Here is an 18727-nt window from a genome sequence, read left to right as displayed (position 1 = left end):
CAAGCCTTCTTAGGCGACCTCCCCAAAATCCCGCTCGTTTGTCGCATCGGACTTCCCCATCATGAAAACCATGTTCCGCGCTTTGGCTGCCGCCGGAGCCGCCGCACTCCTGACCGCATTTTCCGTTGCTGCTCCCGCGAGCGCAGCCGGCACCATCACCGCGCCCGACGAGGGTGCACTCCTCGGTGACGGCGCGGCTGTCATCCTGTCCATCACCTACGAGTGCGACACCGGGCAGAATGCGAACGTCTTCGCCGAAATCGCCCAAACCATCGACGATGAGCGGGTCGCTACCGGCAACGGGTTCGCAGCTCCGGTCGACTGCACCGGCACCGAGCAAAGCGTGGAGGTGTCCGTGCTGGCATCCGGCGGCTTCTTCGCCTTCGCCGAAGGAACCGCCGTCGCCCGCATCTTCCTGGCCACCTGCACCATAGGGGCCTGCGAGCAGGTGACTGCCACCGCGGAGCTGGAGCTGGTGGATGATTAGCGCATGCTGAAGGGAATCTCGCCGAAGTCCCCGGTCTCGTAGAGGGGAGCCACTTCGCGCATGTACTCGGTCCACTGCGCCCCGGCGATGGTGGAGCCGTCCACATAGTCGCGGGCCACGCCGTTGATCGGGACGTAGTTCAGCGACGAGTAGGACGTCCAGTTGCCCACCCAGGACGCGGTGGAAATGCCCTCAGTGTAGCCGACGGTCCAGGTCTGCTCGGAGAGGTCGGTGGTGCCGGTCTTCGCTGCGGCCGGCACACCGATGGGCGTGATGTTGCCCGGCATCTCCTGCACCAGGTCCTGCAGCGGCTTGCTGATGGCTGCCGCCACACCCGGTGCCAGGACCTGCTCACACGCCGGTTCCGGGATCTCGTAGCTCTTGCCTTCGGAGTCGCTGACCTCCGTCAGGGCGATCGGCTCGCAGTACTCTCCCCCGCTGGCGAAGGTGGCGAACGCGGCTGCCATGGTCAGCGGCGACACTTCCTGCCCGCCGATCACGAAGGACGGGTTGTTCACGACCATCGGCTCACCGTCCACCGCGCGGTGGACGCCCAGTTTGCTGTACACGTCGCGGATCTCGCACAGGTCCAGCATCGCGGCCTGGGCCGCGGTTGCCGAGTTGACCGACGAGGTCAGCCCCTCGCTCACGGTCATCGGACGGTCAAAGCCGGGCAGCGCGTTCTTGAAATCCCACTCGCTGAAGTACGCGGTAGACGGCAGGCAGCTGGCCGTCCAGTTGTACCCGCCGGGATAGTAAGTGCGGCTGGCGTCCACCACGTCGCTCAACGCGTTCCCGGCCTCGAGCCAGGCAACGGTGGTGAACGGCTTCACTGTGGAGCCCGGCTGGAAGCCGTACGGTGTTCCGCCCATGTCCGGATCCACGTTGAAGTTCAGCTCGGTGTTGCCCTCGCCTGCCTCGGGCGTGTAGTTGGTGTTCTGCGCCATCGCGAGGATCTTCCCGGTACCCGGTTCAACCGAGATCATTGCCGAACCGGCGCCGGAACTATCGCCTACAGGCACCTGCTCCTCGATCTGCTCCTGGGCTTCCTCCTGCAGCCGCGAATCCAAGGTGGTCTGGATCTTGAGGCCGCCGCGGGCCAGCAGCTTGGCGCGCTCGGCGGCATCTTCACCGAAGGCGTCGGACTGCATGACCACGTTTTCCACGTAGTTGCAGAAGTAGGCGGCGAGCTCTGCCCCCACGCAGCCCGATTGCACCGGCTGCAGGTCAATCTCCAGATCCGAGGCGACGGCGTCGTCGTACTCCTTCTGGGTGATCTTCCCGTTGCGCAGCATCGCACCCAGCACCGTGTCCCGGCGTTCCTTGGTGGCCTCCGGGTTGGTGACCGGGTTAAAGTAGTTCGGCGACTGGACCATGCCGGCGAGCATGGCGGACTGCGGGATGTTCAGTTCCGCCGCGGGAATGCCGAAGTACGTCTGCGCAGCGGCTTCCACGCCGTAGGTCTGGCCGCTGAACAGAACAATGTTCAGGTAGCCCTGCAGGATTTCCTCTTTCGAGTACTCCCGTTCGACGGCGATGGCCAGCTTGGCCTCACGCAGTTTGTCAGTGATGTTCTTTGTGCCGCTGATGGTCAGCTCGTCACCGCTTTTGCCGGCCTCCACGCCGTTGTCGATCAGCACATTGTTCACGTACTGCATGGTCAGCGTGGACGCTCCCTGCAGGCTCCCGCCGGCGAGGTTGCTGGCCGCGGCGCGCATGATGCCCTGCAGGTCCACGCCGTTGTGCTCGTAGTACCGAGTGTCCTCGATGGAGATGATGGCATCCTGCATGTGCCGCGACACCTCGTCCAGCGTCACCGGCACCCGGTTCTCCGCGTAGAAGGTGGCAATGAGCTCCCCGTCCGCCGAGTAGATGGTGGAGGGCTCGTCCATGGGATTGGTCTCGAGATCGCTGGGCAGCTGATCGAAAATGTCCACTGAAGTGTTGGCTCCTGCGGCGGCCACGGCGACGGACGGGACCAACAGGCCGGCCGCCAGGACGCCGCACAGCACGCTCACGCCGAAGAAGAGGGCCAGCTTGCCCAGCTTCGTCGAGCTGTCCAATATAGGAGTTTTGTGAATGCGCATGGCTTTAACTGTAAGGTGCAACCCTGACCGATTGCTTCGAGAAAGCAACCGCTGTGGATTACAATCCGAGAACGACGGCGGGAAGCGTTCAGTTCGCGAGCAGGGCGGCCGTTTCGTCCGCGGCCTGTATCAGGCGGATGCGCTCTTTCTCCTCGAGCGAGGCCGCTTCGATGGCGCTGCGCAGCTGTTCGAGCTGCCGTGCGACGGCGGCACGGTAGCGCCGGTGCTTGTCGCACCAGGCCACTTCCCGCAGCAGCTCGATCAGCCGGGCGGCGACCGTCGGATCCTTGGCACCGTACAGGCGCGGCTGGCTGACGGCCAGGTCCAGCAGCTCCTCCACGCCGGGCAGCGCGAGCACCACGCGGACCCGGCCGCCGTCGTCGTTGTCGGTCATCATGCGTGGTCCCGGATTCCGGTCCACGAGGCAGCACAGCAGGCTGGACAGGTGTCCCAGCACATGGATGGCCGTAGTCGGATCATTGATCCCCGGGGACAGCGCGCGGGCCGCCACGTCCACCAGCTGGCGGAAGCCGAAGGCCACATCCTGCACATTGGTGCGCTCGAAGCCGGTGGCCACCGCCTCGTTCACCCGCTTCCCCAGCTCAGCGGCTTCCTCGGTGTTCAGCGCTCTGCCGGAACCTGGCTTCCAGGCGCGGGCAAAGGGCACGCCTTCGATCAGCGAGCTGCCCGGTTCCCGATCGATCCGCACCACTGTCCCGGTCTCCCGCGCCGCCTGCAGCAGCGCTTGTTCGTCGATGCTGGTCAGGAAGCCCGAACTGGCGGACGTGATGGGAATGCTACCCGGACCCGGTTGGGGCTCCTGCGGCTGGGGCGGAGCGCCGGCGGGAAAGATCCGGTCGATGGTGACCTTGGTTTCCTCGTGCACGTTGCGCATCATCGTTTCCACCCGGATCTCGCGCGTCAGGTGCGCCAGGAACAGAACGAGCCCCATCACGCTGGCCAGGGACAGCACAAACGAGACGGTGACGGAGATTTCCGGGACGAACGGACCGTCCTCGTCCTGCTGGGTCCGCACGCTCCGCAGCACGGTCAGCGCGAAGACGAACGTGGCCAGGAACAGCGCGAGCGTGAAGTGCACAAACCGGTCCCGCGTAAAGGTGCGCAGCAGCCGCGGGGAGAACTGGCTGCTGGCCAGCTGCAGCGTGACCACCGTGAGGGAAAAGGTCAGCGACGTCACCGTGATGAGCGACCCGGAAATGGCCTCCAGCACCGAACGCGCTGCTTCCGGTCCGCCGCCGAACAGCAGTGCCGTCACCGCCGGCGGCAGGCTGTCGTCCACGGCGGCATCGAGGCGGGGCAGGAAGATGCCAAGTCCCACCGAGAGAACGACGGCGATCGCCGGCACCGGCCACAGCTGGGTCCGCAGGGCGTCCCGGATGCGTTCGCTGCGCCTCTTCATGCCCTCATTCTGCCGCAGCCGGGGCTTCTGTCAGCCGCTAGGATTCATATCCACCTTCACTGCCATGATGTAGGGCTCCTGGTCCCACGCGGCGTAGAGGGGGTCGTCGAGGTCCGCGCCCAGATCGTCCTCAATGTACGGCAGGTCCAGCACCGTGTGGACCACGCCCTTGACCCGTACCGGTTTGCCTGGCTCGAGGTCGGCCAGGTCGCCGTCGTAAATCACCAGCAGCGGCTCAACCGTCGTGTCGTCGGTGCCGGCGATGGTGAAGGCTTCCGGCGCCACCACCTCGTTCACGTCGGCCGAGATCGTGACGGTCTGGCCTTCGAGCGAATCCAGTTCGTCGACGAACTTCTGGTCGTACAGTCCTTCATAGGGGCCGCCCGGCACCGACGGCGACGCCGAGCGCGGTGCCTCGGCTCCCAACGGATCGTCGGCAGCCTCCTGGACGTCCTCGACGTCGACCCCGCTCTCGGGTCCCGACGTGCCGCAGCCGGCCAGGCCGAGTGACCCGAAAACCAAGGCGCCCGGAAGCCCCAGGCGGACCAGCCAGCTCCCGAAGTGATCACTCTTGGAATGATGAATCGACATGGTCCTGCTCCCTCGGCGTGCAGTTGATTCAGCTGTTTTCAACGTAGAAACACGCCGGAACAGAGGTCAACGGACGTGACGGAACCGAAACCGGGGAACCCGCGGCGTTATCTCCCCGTTCTGCATCCGCACCCGAGCGGTTACGATCCGGTCAATTCTGTTGTCCCCATTGATCAGTGTGCTTATGTTGGGCATACGTACCTTTTGGACGAGCAACGTTAGGACCCCACCATGAGAAAACCAGGCACCGCCCTGCGGCATCTGATCGCCGTGCTGGCTGCCCTTGCCATGGCCTTTTCGCTCTCAAGCTGCGCAGAAACGGACGTGGAGGAAACAGACCCGGTGGCCAACGGGGTCAACGCGGACATTGGGCCCATGCAGGTGCGGAGCCTGCTGATCGTTGCCGCGGCCGAAGGCCAGCCGGGCCGCCTGCTGGGCACGCTGTCCAACACCGCCGACGAGCCGACCGAGGTCACCATCGCGGATGCGAACAGTGAAGTGACGGTAACGGTCGACGGCGGCACGGACTATGGCTTCGACACCAATCCCCATCAGCTCCCGACAATCACCGAACCGCCGGGCTCGCGCGTGCCGGTTACCGTCACGGTCGGCTCGGAGAGCACCGAGCTGCTGGTTCCGGTCTTCGACGGCACGTTGGAACCCTACCGCCAGTACCTGCCCCCGGGCGCCCCGTCGCCCAACGCCACGGAGACAGCCTCGGCGCCGGCCTACTAAATCGCCGTCGCCATGCCGCCCGGCGGATACCTAAGCCGCCAGGGGCTCCAGCACCTGCAGCCGGCATTCGGAATGCAGCGGGTCGGACTTCTCCGGCAGGCAGCCACGCTCTACCGCGGTCTGCAGATCCGCCAGTGCTTCGGCGCCGGCGTGGGCCCTGGACAAATCAACGACTATTTCCATGCCGGGCACCAGCGAGTTGGTACGCCGGGCAATCGCGTAGAGCGCCTTGAGGTTTTGGATCGTCACCGTGCCGCCCACCTGGATCCGCGCGGACTGCATCGTCGTGTCCAGACGCACCAGCACTTTGAGTTTCCGGCTGGCTGCGCCGGTGAATCCGGTCTGGTCCCGAGCATTGCGTACTAGCTGTGTGGTTGTCATACCCGTCCTTCTGAGATCTCCGGGGAACTGCTGATGGCTGCCGTGGACCGCCGATAGCCTAGGCGGTCCACGGCTGCATTTCCGTACTAAATCCCGAGCGCCTTTGCACGGGACCGGTACGGAATCGGGATTGCCACATGTGTAGTGCGGCCAGTCCCCCCTGCTGGCTCCCGATATGCACCTCCTAAAGACTCCCGTGCCCTGGCCATTGCCAATAGGGCCCAAAGTCCCGGCTTCGGGTCAGGCGTACCAAAACCACCCGGGCGGCTCCCAGTCCGAGGGCACCTCATGGCCGCTGAACTGCCCGCATTTGAGACAGCTGTAGCTGGCTTCGGCTGAGGTGAGACCCGTCCTGGGCTGCAGCCGGGGCGGAACGAACTCTTCGATAATCAGATACTGGTCTGAGCGGCAGGTCTCGCAGAACGGCAGTTCCGGTCCGGTCCCGATCGTGGGGACCGCTGTTGCGGCTTCGTCATCTTGCCAGGCGGGTAGAACCATAAGGGGTTGCCTCCGGTCTTGCTCAAGACTTGTGCCGGACGTCCTCGTTCCGGCGCAGCGGCTGTCGGAAGCCGCATGACCAAGAGTCTGCCCTAGCAACCTTGGAAAGAGGAGGGCCTTTCGTCCCCCAATTGTTATAAAGGCGCAAATAGCCGCTGATCGAACCATTCAGCACGTACGACGGCGGGTGGTTGCCGCGTTTAGGAAGTCTCTGCAGCAGTACGGCTGCGTGATCCGGCTCCGTAAAAGCTTGACGGGTGTTGCCCCCGGCAACTTAGATAACAGTCCAGAGCTTTAGCGCAACAGCCGGGCTGCAGAGTACGAACATCGGTTGGGGGGACGTATGGGGATTCCCGATTCGCCGGTTGGAGGTAGGACCGGATGAAGCATCTCCTCGCGGCCGTGATGGCGGTCGCCGAAGACCTGAGCCTGGAAACCGTCCTGCGGCGGGTGGTGGAGTCGGCCTGCCAGCTCGTGGATGCCCAGTACGGCGCGCTGGGCGTTGCCGGTGAAGACGGCACGTCGCTGAGCCACTTCATTACGGTTGGTCTCGATGAGGAGGAACACCACCGTATCGGGGACCTGCCGACCGGGCACGGTGTGCTCGGGCTGCTGTTGCGCGAACCCGTGGCGCTCCGGCTCAACCCGCTCAGCGGCCACGCGGACGCCCATGGCTTTCCGCCCAATCATCCGCCGATGCAGTCCTTTCTCGGGGTGCCGATCCGCGTCCGCGGCGCGGTCTTCGGCAGCCTCTACCTGACGGAGAAGAGAGGCGGCGGCAGCTTCACCGAGCGGGACGAGGACTTCGTCTCCACTCTGGCCGCGGCCGCAGGCGTAGCGGTCCAAAATGCCCGCCTGTTCGAGGCCCTGCGACGCCGTGAACAGTGGCTGCAGGCCTCGATGGAATTGAGCATGCGGTTGCCTTCCAAGTCGCAGGACCCGCGCGATCTGATCGTCGACCACGCGTTGGCGCCGTCGGGAGCTGCATTGGCGGTGTTCGCCACACCGGCCCAGGACGGGATGATCGCCCGGTGCGAAGCTGCCGCGGGCGAGCGCGCGGGGGAAATTGTCCGCCAGAGTGTCCCGGTCTCGCTCACCGTTCTCCACTCCGTGCTGGAGACCGGAAGACCCGTGTTGTGCGAAGCGGCCGATCTGGTGGATCCGGAAAAAGCGGAGGGGCTGGGGGCCGCGCTGGTGGCCCGGCTGTCCCCACGCGGCGGCGAACCCAGCCTGCTGGTGCTCTGCAGGGCGGCCGGAGCCGACGGCTTCCACCCCGTTGATCTGGACATGGCCGAGATCTTCTGCACGCATGCTTCGCTCACGATGGAGTTGGCGCAGGGCCAGCGGCTGCGTGAACAACTGGTGCTCTTTGCGGACCGGGACCGGATTGCCAGGGACTTGCACGACGTCGTCATTCAGCGTTTGTTTGCCGCCGGCCTGAACCTGCAAAGCCTGCGCCGCTACACCATGGAGGACAGTGCCCAAGAGCGGATCTCCGACGTCACCCGGGAACTCGACGAAGCTATCCGCGAGCTGCGCGACACGATCTACTCCCTGCGCGCCGACGCCCAGGAGGAAGTCCTCAGCAGCAGGATTGTGCGGGCCGTGCAGGAAGGCACCCGCGCGTCAGCCTTCACGCCGCGGCTCGAAATTTCCGGTCCCATCGATTCGGACGTGCCGGACAAGGTGGCCGAACACCTGCTGGCGGTTATCCGGGAGGGGCTCAGCAACGCGGTGCGCCATTCGGATGCCGACCATATCGAGGTCTCCGTCGCGGCCAGCGACAACCGCGTCCGGCTGGCCATCGAGGACAACGGCCGCGGGTTCGCCGACCCCCTGCGCCGCAGCGGCCTGGCCAACCTCGAGCAACGGGCGGAAGAACTGCACGGCACCCTGGAGATCAAGAGCGCTCCGGGCCAAGGCACAAGCCTGGTCTGGACAGTGCCGTTGGAGTAGCCGGCTGGCGGGGCGGCGGCAGGATCCGGCCAACCGCTACCCGGCCTGCTACTGCCCGACTCCGTCGGGCTGCGCTTCGCCGGCGGCCTTGGCCACGAACACCGCTGCCTGGGTCCTACGTTCGAATCCGAGCTTCGCCAGGATGGAGGACACGTAGTTCTTGACGGTCTTCTCGGCCAGGAACAGCTGGTCGCCGATCTGCCGGTTGGTCAGGCCCTCGCCGATCAGCGCCAGAATGCGCAGCTCCTGCGGACTCAGCGCCTCCAGCCGGGGATCCGTTGCCTCGGGCCGGGCCAGCCCCTGCAGGATCCGGGCCTTCAGATCCGGCTCAAAAAGAGACTCCCCGTTGGCGGCCTTACGCAGCTCCGCCACGAGATCCGTTCCGACAATCTGCTTGAGCACATAACCCAGCGCCCCGGCAATGACCGCGCTGCGCAGGGAACGTTCGTCGTCATAACTTGTCAGAATCACACACCGCAGCGACGGATCCACGGAGAGCACATCCCGGCAGACCTCGATCCCGGTGCCGTCCGGCAGCCTCGCATCGAGAATGGACACGTCCGGACGCAGAACCGGAATCAGGCCGGTGGCCTCCCGGGCCGAGCCGGACTGGCCGATGACCTCGAAGCCCTCGCCCTCCAGCAGGTCCTGGAGCCCGCGCCTGACCAGCTCGTGGTCATCGAGAATAAAAACCTTGATGGTGCCCTCTGCCGAATTCGGCTGGGAGCGCGCTGCCTCGTCCACCTGTTCCCCAATCACGATGGCACCCCCATGTGCTCGGTCATCTGGTCCGGTCCTTTAGTTCATTCTTACCAGATCCACCGTTTTCGCCAAGTGGCGAAGGTCCTTCGGGGAAATGTGATGGAAACGCTATCTGGCTAGGGCTTTTGAAGCAGGCCGGGCCCATAGGATGGAGAAAACACTTCCATCCGACGTCCGGCTTGCCCGGCTGAAAGTCGAGTTGATGAATCCCCCGGCTGAAAACGCCCCCTACCCCCGCCGGCGCGACATCCGCAGCGGCGCTGCCGATCCGGTACCCCCAACCGGCATGATCCCCGTGGTCCCCTTGCCAGCCAAGCTGTCCGTACCGGCCCAGCCCGCGTTGCCCGCCCGCAAGGAACTGCGGACCGGAATGATCCAGATCGTCCCGCCCGCGCAAGGCCAGCCATCCTCGGCAACACGCTATGTGCAGGCGCCAAAACCTGAAACAACGACGCCGGCCCCGGCCTCGCGCCGCAAACCGCTCTGGATCGCCGGCGGCGCCGCCGTGGTGGTGGGGCTGGTCGCCGCGACGTTCCTCTTCTGGCTCTGACGCTTCTGGTTCCGACAGCGACGCTCCTCGCGGCACCCGCCGGTACTAGAGCCGGGTCCGCCGGGGCCGGGACCTTCTCGCGAAGCGCGCGATGGCTACGGCGGACAGGGTTGCCAGAATGGGGATGAAGACCAGCGCCCCTACACCCGACAGTCCGTTGCTGGCGGCCAGAAAGCCCATAAAGCCGATCCAGCACAGCACTGCCGCGTAGGCCGCGACTATCGCAAGGCCGTTGAAAAAGCGGGGGTGGCTGGCCGGGTACCGGCCGAGTTTCGTCTGTTCCTGACTGGACATAGCCGCTCCGCGGCGAGACTGGACGAGCTGGTGCTCTTTCCATCACAGCATGGTTAGCCCGTGTTGGCGAGACCTAGTGCGCGCGGTTCTCGGACGCCCGGTCGGCGGTCAGGGCGGCGCCTTCTTCGGTCCGCAGGAGCCGGCCCAGGGTGGCCGCGAGCTCGGCGCGCTCCTCGTCGGCCAGGACCGCGAAGAACTTCTCGGCCTGCTCCAGCTGCGCCGCACGAATGGCCTCGGACAGCTCGCGGCCGGCGTCGGTCAGGGTGACAACGGTGGCCCGGCGGTCGGCCGGGTCCGGCTGGCGCACGCACCAGCCCCGCTCCTGCAGTCCGTCCACCACTTCGGTGGCGGAACGCGGAACAATATGCAGCCGTTCGGAGAGCTCCCCCAGCCGCAGCTGGCCGTGGCGCCTGAGCATGCCCAGCGCCCGCGACTGCGACGGCGCAACATCCCACGGCGCCAGCGCGTCCCGGGAGAGGTGCCGCAGCCGCCGGGCTACAGCCCAAAAGGAATCCAGCAGGTTTTCATCAGCCACGGGAATAGACTATCAGCGGTAGCGGTTGTACCCTCATAGTGAGGTTACCTCAGCAATTCTGCCGGGCCCTCAGTCATCAACCGGCCGTCCAAACAGAACGGTCTGGCGCCCCTCGAGAGAAACGGGGTGGTTCCCACGGAATCCATCAATACCATCAGTTTCGGCCTCGGCGGCGGCAGAGGCGGCGGACCCGGCGGCGGTCCCGTCCGTACGCCTACCGCCGCGGAACGCGACCAGGCGCAGCACGTTTCGCTGCGGCGCATCGCGGCGCTGTTCCGCCCCTACCGCTGGCAGCTCACGCTCGTCACCGCCATCATCATCGCGTCCTCCGTGGTCTCGATGGCCTCGCCCTTCCTGCTGCGCGCCGTCATCGATACCGCGCTGCCCGAGCAGGACGTCCGGCTGCTGGTTTTCCTGACCGCCGGCATGCTGGCCGTCGCCGTTATCACGGCCGCCTTCGGCGTGGTCCAGACCTGGATCAGCACCAGGATCGGCCAGGAGGTGATGCACCGGCTGCGCTCGGATGTGTTCGCCCACCTGCAGCGCCAGTCCATCGGCTTCTTCACCCGGACCCGCGGCGGCGAAGTGCAGTCCCGCATCACCAACGACATCGGCGGCATGCAGACGGTGGTCACGTCTACTGCCACGAGCATCGCGGCGAACCTGACCACTGTGGTGGCCACCGCCGTCGCCATGGTGGCGCTGTCCTGGCAACTGAGCCTGATCTCGCTGCTGGTGATGCCCCGGCCGTGATCCTCACCCGCAAGGTCGCCACCATGCGGCGCGAAATCACCGCCCGCAAGCAGCGCGAGCTGGCGAACATGAACGTCACCATCGAAGAGTCGCTCTCCGTCAGCGGCATCCAGCTCAGCAAGACCCTGGGCACCGGACCGGCGCTGGCCGCCCGCTTCACCGAGTCCTCCGGACGGCTCACGGACCTGGAACTGCGCTCCGAACTCGCCGGCCGCTGGCGGATGGCCACCATGAGCATCATCTTCGCGGCCGTCCCCGCCGTCATCTACCTGGCCGCGGGCCTGCCTGCCACCGCCGGGAACATGACCATCGGTACCGTGGTGGCGTTCACCGCACTGCAGAGCGGACTGTTCCGGCCCCTGATGGGACTGCTGAACGTCGGCATCACGCTGACCAGCTCGCTGGCCCTTTTCGCCCGCATCTTCGAGTACCTCGACCTGCCGGTGGAGATCAAGGACCCGGCCTCCCCCGCCGTCGTTGTTCCTGCCGAATTCAAGGGCCACATGCGCTTCGAGGACGTCAGCTTCAGCTACCCGGGCAGCGAACTGCCCGCGATCGACGGCGTCAGCCTGGACGTTCCGGCCGGCACCACCCTGGCGCTGGTGGGTCAGACCGGTTCAGGCAAGAGCACGCTCGCTTCCATGGCCGCCCGGCTGCACGATCCCGGTGCCGGCCGCATCACCATCGACGGCGTGGACATCCGCACCATGGCGCTGGCGGACCTGGCCTCCGTGGTCGGCATGGTCAGCCAGGACACCTACCTGCTGCACACCACCGTGCGCCAAAACCTGCGCTACGCCAAGCCGGACGCCAGCGACGCGCAGATCGAACAGGCCGCCCGCGACGCGCAGATCCACGAGCACATCATGGCGCTGCCGGACGGCTACGACACCATGGTGGGCTCCCGCGGCCACCGCTTCTCCGGCGGCGAAAAACAGCGCATCGCGATCGCCCGGACGCTGCTGCGCAACCCCCAGGTGCTCATCCTCGACGAGGCCACCAGCGCGCTGGACACCCGGACCGAACGTGCCGTGCAGGAGGCCTTCGACCGGCTGGCGCAGGGGCGGACCACCATCACCATCGCGCACCGGCTCTCCACCGTCCGCAACGCGGACCAGATTGCAGTGCTCGACGGCGGACGGATCGTTGAGACCGGAACCCACCTCACGCTGGTGGAAGAAAACGGCCGCTACGCCGCGCTGGCGGCCTGAGCGGGCCGGGGCAAGGGGCTGCGGCATACTGGGAGCATGAAGCAATTGCTGACCGTCCTCCTGATTGCGGCCATCGTCCTGCTGGTGCTGGGCATCGCCGTCCAGGCCGTGAAGTTCCTGCTCTACGTGGGCCTGGCCGTGCTGGTGGTCTCCGGCGCCGTCCTGCTGCTGACCCGCGAACAGGACTGACGCCCGGGCCGCATCACAGCCGGGACTTTGTTCCTTGTCATCATGTGCCTCCGGTGGGAATCTGGAAGAAACCCCGCTGAAAGGACACGGCCATGACTGAGCAGCACAAGAGACTTCCATTCGACCCGCGCAGGTCCCCCGGCGAACTGCTGGAACCGCTCCGACGTTTCTTCGATACGGAAATGGAGTCCTCTTCGGGCATCCGCGTCGAGGAGTTCGTGGATGGCCAGACGATGGTGGTGCGGGCCGAATTGCCGGGCATCGACCCGGACCAGGATGTGGACGTGTCCGTTTCGGACGGCGTCCTGCGCATCAAGGCCGAGCGCCGGGAACAGACCGAGCACCGGGACAAGGACAGTTACCGCTCGGAGTTCAGGTACGGCTCGTTCACCCGGGAGGTCACGCTGCCCGATGGCGTAAACACGGATGACATCAACGCCACCTACCGCGACGGCGTACTGGAAGTCCGGACGCCGATGCCGCCCAAGCCGGCTGGAACTCCGCCGCGCAGGGTGCAGATCAACCGCGGGTGAGATCAGCTCGTGCTGTGTTGCTTCTCCCGTGTGGTCGCTGTTTTGCGTGGCAGCAGGAACAGGGAGGCCGCGGCGAGGAAGCACAGGGCCGCGGCGGTGATCCAGGCGGGCAGATAGCTGCCGGCGATGTCCCGTCCGATGCCGGCGGTGAGTGCACCGATCCCAGCGCCGACCATGTGGGAGGCGAAGACCCAGCCGAAGACTACGGAGGAGCGTTCGATTCCGAAATGCTCCCGGCAGAGGGCGACGGTGGGTGGAACGGTCGCCACCCAGTCAAGCCCGTAAAAAACGATGAAGATCCAGAGCACCGCATCCACAGACGGTCCGAGCAGCGCATGGACGGTGAGCAGTGAGAAGCCACGCAATCCGTAGTAGATGACCAGCAGGATCCAGGGCCGGATGCGGTCGGTGAGCCAGCCCGAGGCGATGGTGCCGATGACGTCGAACACCCCGATCAGCGCCAGTAATCCCGAGGCGGTGGTGGCGGGCATGCCGTGGTCGTGCGCGGCCGGGATGAAGTGCGTTTGAATCAGGCCGTTGGTGGACCAACCGCATACCCAGAACGTGAACACCAGGATCCAAAAAGCCCGGAAGCGGGCCGCTTGGCCGAGGACGTGCAGGGTTTCGGCGGCCGCTCCCCGACGGCGGGCTGCTGGTGATGCAGACGCCGGTGTGGTGGTACCGCTTTCCGCGCCGTAGGGTGTGGTGCCGGCCTTCGCAGGGGTATCGGCGAAGGGCCAGAACAGCAGGGGAATGATGGCCAAGGCAAAGACAGCCACGATCAGCGACGCGACGCGCCAGCCGTGGTTGCTGGACAGGTGGACGATGGTGGGAAGGAACACCAGTTGCCCGCACGCATTGGCTGCCGAGAACATGCCCATAACAAGCCCGCGGTGTTTTACGAACCACCGGTTGGCAACCACGGCACCGAATACCAAGGCCATCGCCCCGGTTCCCACGCCCACGAAACCACCCCAAAGGACCCACAGTTGCCAGATCTCGGTCATCGCTAGGGTCAGGCCGCTCCCCGCGGCGACCAGGCCCAAGGCAGCGGCGGCCACCCCACGCATGGAGAATCGTTCCATGAGCACGGCCGCGAAGGGTGCTACCAAGCCGTAAACGATGAGGTTGGCGGTCACCGCGCCCGAGAGCTGGGTGCGGGTCCATCCGAATTCACCCTCGATCGGGGCAAATAGTGCACCTGTCGTGGAGCGGAACGCCGCGGTAGCCACCAGCGCCAGCAGGGTTACCGCCGCGACCAGCCAGGCGCGGTGTAAGCCGGCCCGTTTCCGGACGGGGGCCGTGGCTGCAGGAGCAGGCGGAATGGGCGTCGTCATGTATGGCTTCCGATCGGTGCTGTACCCCCAGGATTGAAGGCCTATGAAGAGAGTAGAAGAATAATCGTGGAATGTGCTTCCACGATTTTCCCCCGCAGGCCCGCTTTGAGGAAGAATCTTCCATATGGATGGTATTGATAGGAAGATCCTTGCGGAGCTCCAAGCGGATGGCCGGCTTTCCCTGACGGAATTGGCTGGGCGGGTAGGCCTGAGCATGTCGCCCTGCCACCGCCGCCTCCGTGCCCTGGAGCGATCCGGCGCGATAGGCGGCTACCGTGCGTATCTAGACGCAGAAGCTCTCGGACTGGGTTTTGACGCACTGATTTTCGTCACCATGCGCGATGCCAGCCGGGCCACCTTGGACGCCTTTGAACCGGCCGTAGCTGACATCCCTAACGTTCTGACGGCACAGCGGCTTTTCGGTGACCCGGACTATCTACTGCAGGTGGTCGCGAAGGACCTCCGGGCCTTCCAGAAGCTTTACGACGACCGCATTTCCACGCTTCCTGGTGTGGAGAAATTGAGTTCCACCCTGGTGATGAAGAGCGTCGTCGAGAACAGGCCACTCCCACTTTGATTCGCGCCAGACCAGGCGGTTAAAAAGCGAAGACCCCCGCCAGTCTCGGAGCGGGGGCCTTCGGGGCGTTCCGGACGGATGAATGGGGGAAAGCATCCGGTCCGGAGCGGCCAGCGTCTTAGGGGGTAGTATCGCGGCCAGCTTTGCCTTGGCCATTCTGCCAACTGATGTGCCGTTTTGGTGAATCGTTTGTTACGACATCCCGTAATCTTTACTGCCCGCACCAATCCGGGCCGATTCCCCCATCCCGGTCGATCACGGGAGAAGATCGAGAAGTGGCAAACGTAGATCAACAAACTTCAGAACAGCCGACGGCGAAGCAGCTGCGGGACATCGCCGAGCACTCCTTCGGCATGGAGACCCTCCGCGAGGGCCAGCTCGAAGCCATGGAGGCAGCCGTGGGCGGCAGGGACGTTCTCGCCGTCATGCCCACCGGGCACGGAAAGTCTGCCGTGTATCAGGTGCCGGGCATGGCAATGCCGGGCACCGCCGTCGTTGTTTCGCCGCTTTTGGCACTCCAGCGCGACCAGGTGGAGGCCATCAACGCGGACCTGCAGGCGGAGCGGGCCTTCGCGATCAACTCGCAGGTGCGTGCCACGGCCGAACGGGCCGCGTGGGAGGCGCTGGAGAACGGGGAGGCGAAGTTCATTTTCCTGGCGCCGGAGCAGCTGGCGCGCGAGGAGACCATGGCGCGGCTGGCCAAGCAGGACATCAGCCTGTTTGTGGTGGACGAGGCGCACTGCATCTCGTCGTGGGGCCACGACTTCCGCCCGGATTACCTCACCCTGACCGCGGTGGTGAAGCGGCTGGGCCATCCGCCGGTGATCGCGCTGACCGCGACCGCCTCGCCGCAGACGCGCAACGAGATTGTGGACCGGCTGGGCATGCGCGATCCGCACACCTTTGTGCACAGTTTTGACAGGCCCAACCTGAACCTGAGAGTGCAGCGCCACCATGAGGAACGCGGCAAACAGGACGCCGTGCTGGACCAGCTAGCGGAGCTCCGGGGGCCGGGGCTGCTCTACGCCGCCACGCGCAAGGACACCGAGTTCTACGCCGCGGAGCTCGCCGAGCGCGGGCTGCGGACGGACGCGTACCACGCCGGGCGCAAGGCCTCGGAGCGGAAGGCTATCCACGAGCGCTTCCACGCGAACGAGGTGGATGTCGTGGTGGCCACTACCGCATTCGGCATGGGGATCGACAAGCCGGACGTGCGGTTTGTGGTGCACGCGGACATCACCGACTCGCTGGATAGCTACTACCAGGAGATCGGCCGGGCAGGGAGGGACGGCGAGCCTGCCCGCGCCGTGCTGCACTACCGCTCGGAGGACCTGGGGATGCAGCAGTTCTTTGTCGGCGGCACCCCGGCCGAAGAGGACCTCGCCGCGGTGTTCGAGGCCGTCCGCGACCACTCCCCCATCCGCGCCGCCGGGCTGCGCGAGCACACCGGCCTGACGCCGCGGAAGCAGACCCGGGTGCTGAACCTTCTCGAGCACAGCGGCAGCATCGCGGTGAACCGCAGGGGCTATCGTGCCGTCAGCTCCGTCAGCACCGAGGAAGCGGTGGAGAAGGCGCTGGCCGAATCCGAATCGCGCCGGCTGATCGACAAGTCGCGCATCGAAATGGCGCGCGGCTACGCCGAGACGGACACCTGCCGGCGGGACTGGCTGCTGAATTACTTCGGCGAGGAGACGGACGGCTACTGCGGCAACTGCGACAACTGCGAAGAGGGCTCCAAGGCCGAGGCGGAGGCGCACGAGGCGGCCATGCCGGAGGGCTACGAGATCCAGCGGCCCGTCATGCACCGCGAGTGGGGCCACGGCATTGTCATGGGAACACAGCCGGACCGCATCACCGTGCTCTTCGACTCGGTGGGCTACCGGGACCTGGCATTGAAAGCCATCGAGGAAGATGAAGGACTGCTGACGTACGACGGCGGCGGCGCGGCTTAGTCCCGCGACCTCCGACAGTTGGGGCAGCGGCCTAAACTGTGGATTCACCAAGGAGGACCGTATGGCCGCCAGAGATGGAGAGCAGGGTCGCGCGACGGGTACCGTGCGTCTGCCGGCCTCCGAGCTGGAATTCTGGAGGCAGCATTCCGGCGTGGACGGCGGCTCCGATAAAGTCGCCCGGGCATCGGCCGCCCGTGCCGCCTCCGAAAGACTGCTGGCCGCCTCGTCCCACACGGCCGCGGAGGTGGGCGCCATGCTCAAGCTTGCTCCCTCTACGCTCCGCCGCTACAAAGCAGAGAGGAAAATCTACGCCTATACCGCCCACGGCAGGCTGCTGTTCCCTGACTGGCAGTTCGATCGCGGCCAGCTCCTGCCACATCTTGGGTTGGTTCTGGCGGCGATGGCCGAAGACCTGCACCCGCAGACCATCGCCGGGTTCTTCCGTTTCCCAAACCGGAGCTGGTTCTCGACGGTGCGCCGGTGGCGCCCATCGAATGGCTCGTGTCGGGCGGCTCTGCGGCGCCGGTCGTCCAGCTGGCCAGATCCCTCGGAGCCTAGAAGAACGTCTCGATCAGGCGGGTGACTTTGGCACTGGCCCCGGGTGTGAAGCTCTCCACCGCGGGGATGAGCCGCCATTTGTCGAACATGGTGCACGGGTGCGACAGCCCCAGCACCACCAGATCCCCCACGGCGGGCTCGGCGCCGTCGGCCGTCCGCAGGAAGGAATGCTGGTCATTCATCCCGCTCACGGTCGCCCCGCGAAGATCGGAAGCCTGCCCCGTTGTCCGGGACACGGCGGTCAGCGGGATCGGGAAACCCTCGTCATAGGGGAAGTCCCGCTTGCCGCCATCGAGCAGCGCCAGCCCCGGCTCCGGCTGGGACAGCACCCGGCAGACGGCGCGCGCCGCCGGCTCCAGGGTCTCGTCGCCGGTGGACGCGCGGTCCGGATCGAAGGGCGAGAGCGCATGGTAGATCCCGTGGTCATGGGTGATGTAGGCGCCGGACCGCAGGACATACCGCGCCGTGTCGGACTTCCGCGCCTGCTCGAACAGCTCACTCACGACGTCGGGATAGTTGCTGCCGCCGCAGGTCACCAGCACGTCGGCGTCGTCGTACAAGTGCCCGATCCGACGGTGCAGCTCCAACAGATCCGAAACGTAGCGGTGGAGGAAGTCCAGCGTCGCCTTGTCCCGGTCATGCCCGAGCGCTCCCTCGTAGCCGGCCACCCCGGCCAGCCGCAGGACCGGTGAGGCATGCACCGCTTCGGCGAGCGCAACCGCCTCGTCCACGCTGCGGCAGCCGGTCCGTCCTCCCGGCGCGCCGAGCTCCACCAGGACGGACAGCGGCCGGGCCAGCGTGACCCCGCCCAGGGCTTCTTCGGCAACGGCGATGGCAGCGGGATTATCCAGCCAGGACCAGATGGAGCACTCGGGATCCTGAAGCTCCCCGGCGACCCAGCGGATCGCGTTCGGGTCCGTGAGCTGGTTCGCCAGCAGGAGCGAGCTGAAGGAACGCGCCCGCCCCACCCGCAGCTGGCTGGGATTGGCCACGGTGATGCCCGTGGCGCCCGCATCGAGCTGCTGCTGCCAGAGCTGCGGCGCCATGGTGGTCTTGCCGTGCGGCATCAGTTCCAGGTCCCGCTCGCTCAGCCAGCCGGCCATGAACGCGACATTGTGTGCCAGGGCTTCCTCGTCCAGCACCAGCAAGGGAGTCCAGAAATCCGCCAGGTCCGGACCGGCCGCGACGTACTCCTCAACGCTCCGGCCGGCCGCGTCGCCTGGCAGTCCCTTGTCGTCCGCGCTGATCATCCGGGTCTGCTGTACCTGCTGCTGTGGGTTCAACGTCGCCCCGCCTTTCGTCGTCGTCGTTGGCATTTGTC

The 18727-nt window shown here is 66.0% G+C and carries 21 protein-coding genes; 11 read left to right on the top strand and 10 right to left on the bottom strand.

Annotation, left to right across the window (positions count from 1 at the left end; translation table 11 throughout):
• The first annotated feature begins 61 nt into the window (after positions 1 to 61).
• Entirely contained in the window at positions 62 to 487 is a 426-nt protein-coding gene (locus tag AC20117_RS15660) for a hypothetical protein (RefSeq protein ID WP_074698773.1), read from the top strand.
• Here AC20117_RS15660 and AC20117_RS15655 read toward each other — a convergent pair.
• From AC20117_RS15655 to AC20117_RS15645, 3 genes are all read right to left on the bottom strand, one after another.
• Entirely contained in the window at positions 484 to 2550 is a 2067-nt protein-coding gene (locus tag AC20117_RS15655) for a transglycosylase domain-containing protein (RefSeq protein WP_236777334.1), read from the bottom strand. The two genes, AC20117_RS15660 and AC20117_RS15655, sit on opposite strands and share 4 nt — an antisense overlap.
• 112 nt (positions 2551 to 2662) lie before the next feature.
• On the bottom strand, positions 2663 to 3994 hold the full coding sequence (locus AC20117_RS15650) for a DUF2254 domain-containing protein (RefSeq protein WP_074698779.1): 1332 nt from the start codon (positions 3992 to 3994) through the stop codon (positions 2663 to 2665).
• 30 nt (positions 3995 to 4024) lie between these two features.
• A complete protein-coding gene (locus AC20117_RS15645) occupies positions 4025 to 4585 on the bottom strand; it encodes a hypothetical protein (protein ID WP_074698782.1) in 561 nt (186 codons plus the stop codon).
• Between the two features lie 231 nt (positions 4586 to 4816).
• Between AC20117_RS15645 and AC20117_RS15640 the strand changes: the two genes are divergently transcribed.
• Positions 4817 to 5320: a hypothetical protein gene (locus tag AC20117_RS15640; protein ID WP_074698785.1), complete on the top strand. Its 504-nt coding sequence runs from the start codon at positions 4817 to 4819 to the stop codon at positions 5318 to 5320.
• Between the two features lie 30 nt (positions 5321 to 5350).
• Here the strand turns inward: AC20117_RS15640 and AC20117_RS15635 are convergent, their stop codons facing one another.
• Both AC20117_RS15635 and AC20117_RS15630 read right to left on the bottom strand, forming a co-directional pair.
• Positions 5351 to 5701 carry a hypothetical protein gene (locus AC20117_RS15635; RefSeq protein ID WP_074698787.1) on the bottom strand — a complete coding sequence of 117 codons (351 nt, stop codon included), beginning with the start codon at positions 5699 to 5701 and terminating at the stop codon, positions 5351 to 5353.
• Positions 5702 to 5941: 240 nt separating this feature from the next.
• Positions 5942 to 6199, bottom strand: coding sequence for a hypothetical protein (locus tag AC20117_RS15630; protein ID WP_074698789.1), 258 nt, complete (start codon positions 6197 to 6199; stop codon positions 5942 to 5944).
• Between the two features lie 381 nt (positions 6200 to 6580).
• On the opposite strand from AC20117_RS15630, the gene AC20117_RS15625 reads away from it, so the two are divergent.
• Entirely contained in the window at positions 6581 to 8155 is a 1575-nt protein-coding gene (locus tag AC20117_RS15625) for a GAF domain-containing protein (RefSeq protein ID WP_074698791.1), read from the top strand.
• 48 nt (positions 8156 to 8203) lie between these two features.
• Here the strand turns inward: AC20117_RS15625 and AC20117_RS15620 are convergent, their stop codons facing one another.
• Complete coding sequence (locus AC20117_RS15620; RefSeq protein WP_074702803.1) at positions 8204 to 8899, bottom strand: response regulator; 696 nt, start codon at positions 8897 to 8899, stop codon at positions 8204 to 8206.
• 220 nt (positions 8900 to 9119) lie between these two features.
• Here AC20117_RS15620 and AC20117_RS15615 point away from each other — a divergent pair, with 220 nt between their 5' ends.
• Positions 9120 to 9467, top strand: coding sequence for a hypothetical protein (locus AC20117_RS15615; protein WP_139186713.1), 348 nt, complete (start codon positions 9120 to 9122; stop codon positions 9465 to 9467).
• 45 nt (positions 9468 to 9512) lie between these two features.
• On the opposite strand, the gene AC20117_RS15610 is transcribed toward AC20117_RS15615, so the two are convergent.
• The gene (locus AC20117_RS15610) at positions 9513 to 9761 is read right to left on the bottom strand and encodes a hypothetical protein (protein ID WP_074698795.1); all 249 of its coding nucleotides are present in this window, start codon (positions 9759 to 9761) and stop codon (positions 9513 to 9515) included.
• A gap of 73 nt (positions 9762 to 9834) precedes the next feature.
• Positions 9835 to 10296: a MarR family winged helix-turn-helix transcriptional regulator gene (locus tag AC20117_RS15605; protein ID WP_074698798.1), complete on the bottom strand. Its 462-nt coding sequence runs from the start codon at positions 10294 to 10296 to the stop codon at positions 9835 to 9837.
• 126 nt (positions 10297 to 10422) lie between these two features.
• Here AC20117_RS15605 and AC20117_RS24230 point away from each other — a divergent pair, with 126 nt between their 5' ends.
• From AC20117_RS24230 to AC20117_RS15595, 4 genes are all read left to right on the top strand, one after another.
• Positions 10423 to 11049 carry an ABC transporter transmembrane domain-containing protein gene (locus tag AC20117_RS24230; RefSeq protein ID WP_335644190.1) on the top strand — a complete coding sequence of 209 codons (627 nt, stop codon included), beginning with the start codon at positions 10423 to 10425 and terminating at the stop codon, positions 11047 to 11049.
• The gene (locus AC20117_RS15600; protein ID WP_335644189.1) at positions 11046 to 12260 is read left to right on the top strand and encodes an ABC transporter ATP-binding protein; all 1215 of its coding nucleotides are present in this window, start codon (positions 11046 to 11048) and stop codon (positions 12258 to 12260) included. The genes AC20117_RS24230 and AC20117_RS15600 overlap by 4 nt, the downstream gene beginning before the upstream one ends.
• Positions 12261 to 12296: 36 nt before the next feature.
• The gene (locus AC20117_RS23550) at positions 12297 to 12449 is read left to right on the top strand and encodes a hypothetical protein (RefSeq protein ID WP_170064961.1); all 153 of its coding nucleotides are present in this window, start codon (positions 12297 to 12299) and stop codon (positions 12447 to 12449) included.
• Between the two features lie 92 nt (positions 12450 to 12541).
• On the top strand, positions 12542 to 12982 hold the full coding sequence (locus AC20117_RS15595) for an Hsp20/alpha crystallin family protein (RefSeq protein ID WP_074698801.1): 441 nt from the start codon (positions 12542 to 12544) through the stop codon (positions 12980 to 12982).
• A 2-nt stretch (positions 12983 to 12984) separates the two neighbouring features.
• Here the strand turns inward: AC20117_RS15595 and AC20117_RS15590 are convergent, their stop codons facing one another.
• Positions 12985 to 14319, bottom strand: a complete 1335-nt coding sequence (locus AC20117_RS15590; protein ID WP_074698804.1) for an MFS transporter — start codon at positions 14317 to 14319, stop codon at positions 12985 to 12987.
• A 124-nt stretch (positions 14320 to 14443) separates the two neighbouring features.
• Here AC20117_RS15590 and AC20117_RS15585 point away from each other — a divergent pair, with 124 nt between their 5' ends.
• From AC20117_RS15585 to AC20117_RS15575, 3 genes are all read left to right on the top strand, one after another.
• A complete protein-coding gene (locus tag AC20117_RS15585; RefSeq protein WP_074698806.1) occupies positions 14444 to 14896 on the top strand; it encodes an Lrp/AsnC family transcriptional regulator in 453 nt (150 codons plus the stop codon).
• 353 nt (positions 14897 to 15249) lie between these two features.
• The gene (locus AC20117_RS15580) at positions 15250 to 16848 is read left to right on the top strand and encodes a RecQ family ATP-dependent DNA helicase (RefSeq protein ID WP_236777586.1); all 1599 of its coding nucleotides are present in this window, start codon (positions 15250 to 15252) and stop codon (positions 16846 to 16848) included.
• A 61-nt stretch (positions 16849 to 16909) separates the two neighbouring features.
• Complete coding sequence (locus tag AC20117_RS15575; RefSeq protein ID WP_074698811.1) at positions 16910 to 17431, top strand: hypothetical protein; 522 nt, start codon at positions 16910 to 16912, stop codon at positions 17429 to 17431.
• Here AC20117_RS15575 and AC20117_RS15570 read toward each other — a convergent pair.
• A complete protein-coding gene (locus AC20117_RS15570) occupies positions 17403 to 18722 on the bottom strand; it encodes an alanine racemase (RefSeq protein WP_083339494.1) in 1320 nt (439 codons plus the stop codon). The genes AC20117_RS15575 and AC20117_RS15570 overlap by 29 nt on opposite strands.
• Positions 18723 to 18727 lie beyond the last annotated feature (5 nt).

Source organism: Arthrobacter crystallopoietes (assembly GCF_002849715.1).
GTDB lineage: Bacteria > Actinomycetota > Actinomycetes > Actinomycetales > Micrococcaceae > Crystallibacter > Crystallibacter crystallopoietes.
The sequence above is the reverse complement of the archived record's forward strand: the minus strand, read 5'-3'. Positions and strand labels throughout refer to the sequence as shown.

What these genes read in the sequence shown, in the direction of transcription:
- AC20117_RS15660 (WP_074698773.1), top strand. Translation starts at nt 62, where the DNA reads ATGAAAACCATGTTCCGCGCTTTGGCTGCCGCCGGAGCCGCCGCACTC.
- AC20117_RS15650 (WP_074698779.1), bottom strand. Translation starts at nt 3,994, where the DNA reads ATGAAGAGGCGCAGCGAACGCATCCGGGACGCCCTGCGGACCCAGCTG.
- AC20117_RS15645 (WP_074698782.1), bottom strand. Translation starts at nt 4,585, where the DNA reads ATGTCGATTCATCATTCCAAGAGTGATCACTTCGGGAGCTGGCTGGTC.
- AC20117_RS15640 (WP_074698785.1), top strand. Translation starts at nt 4,817, where the DNA reads ATGAGAAAACCAGGCACCGCCCTGCGGCATCTGATCGCCGTGCTGGCT.
- AC20117_RS15635 (WP_074698787.1), bottom strand. Translation starts at nt 5,701, where the DNA reads ATGACAACCACACAGCTAGTACGCAATGCTCGGGACCAGACCGGATTC.
- AC20117_RS15630 (WP_074698789.1), bottom strand. Translation starts at nt 6,199, where the DNA reads ATGGTTCTACCCGCCTGGCAAGATGACGAAGCCGCAACAGCGGTCCCC.
- AC20117_RS15625 (WP_074698791.1), top strand. Translation starts at nt 6,581, where the DNA reads ATGAAGCATCTCCTCGCGGCCGTGATGGCGGTCGCCGAAGACCTGAGC.
- AC20117_RS15615 (WP_139186713.1), top strand. Translation starts at nt 9,120, where the DNA reads ATGAATCCCCCGGCTGAAAACGCCCCCTACCCCCGCCGGCGCGACATC.
- AC20117_RS15610 (WP_074698795.1), bottom strand. Translation starts at nt 9,761, where the DNA reads ATGTCCAGTCAGGAACAGACGAAACTCGGCCGGTACCCGGCCAGCCAC.
- AC20117_RS23550 (WP_170064961.1), top strand. Translation starts at nt 12,297, where the DNA reads ATGAAGCAATTGCTGACCGTCCTCCTGATTGCGGCCATCGTCCTGCTG.
- AC20117_RS15595 (WP_074698801.1), top strand. Translation starts at nt 12,542, where the DNA reads ATGACTGAGCAGCACAAGAGACTTCCATTCGACCCGCGCAGGTCCCCC.
- AC20117_RS15590 (WP_074698804.1), bottom strand. Translation starts at nt 14,319, where the DNA reads ATGACGACGCCCATTCCGCCTGCTCCTGCAGCCACGGCCCCCGTCCGG.
- AC20117_RS15585 (WP_074698806.1), top strand. Translation starts at nt 14,444, where the DNA reads ATGGATGGTATTGATAGGAAGATCCTTGCGGAGCTCCAAGCGGATGGC.
- AC20117_RS15580 (WP_236777586.1), top strand. Translation starts at nt 15,250, where the DNA reads ATGGAGACCCTCCGCGAGGGCCAGCTCGAAGCCATGGAGGCAGCCGTG.
- AC20117_RS15575 (WP_074698811.1), top strand. Translation starts at nt 16,910, where the DNA reads ATGGCCGCCAGAGATGGAGAGCAGGGTCGCGCGACGGGTACCGTGCGT.
- AC20117_RS15570 (WP_083339494.1), bottom strand. Translation starts at nt 18,722, where the DNA reads ATGCCAACGACGACGACGAAAGGCGGGGCGACGTTGAACCCACAGCAG.